The sequence below is a fragment of the Microbacterium sp. ER1 genome, assembly GCF_023383675.1.
GTDB lineage: Bacteria > Actinomycetota > Actinomycetes > Actinomycetales > Microbacteriaceae > Microbacterium.
The window spans coordinates 1-237 of sequence record NZ_QCXO01000094.1; the positions used below are offsets into that span (position 1 = coordinate 1).

Sequence of the window (237 nt, forward strand, 5' to 3'; positions counted from 1 at the left end):
TTCCATGCTTTCCCTGCGCCGATGTCAGGATGACGCGTTGGATCGGGATGTCAACCGGCATATCGTTCCCGTCGACGGGGTTCTCGAGCCAGTCGCGGAATTGCTCGACATCGTCCGGTGCCGTGCGCTTACCGGTGACCGGGTTCTTTATCCAGTCCACCTTTGTGAGGACGAGGACGACGGGCAAGCCGGCGGCATCCAGTTCACGGATCATTCCGATGTCAGGTTCGGTGAGCC

General features: G+C 60.3%; 1 pseudogene. It reads right to left on the reverse strand.

The window, feature by feature from the left end:
* Positions 1 to 214, reverse strand: a pseudogene (locus BV453_RS01885) (GTPase); the annotation flags it as partial.
* Between the last annotated feature and the right edge of the window lie 23 nt (positions 215 to 237).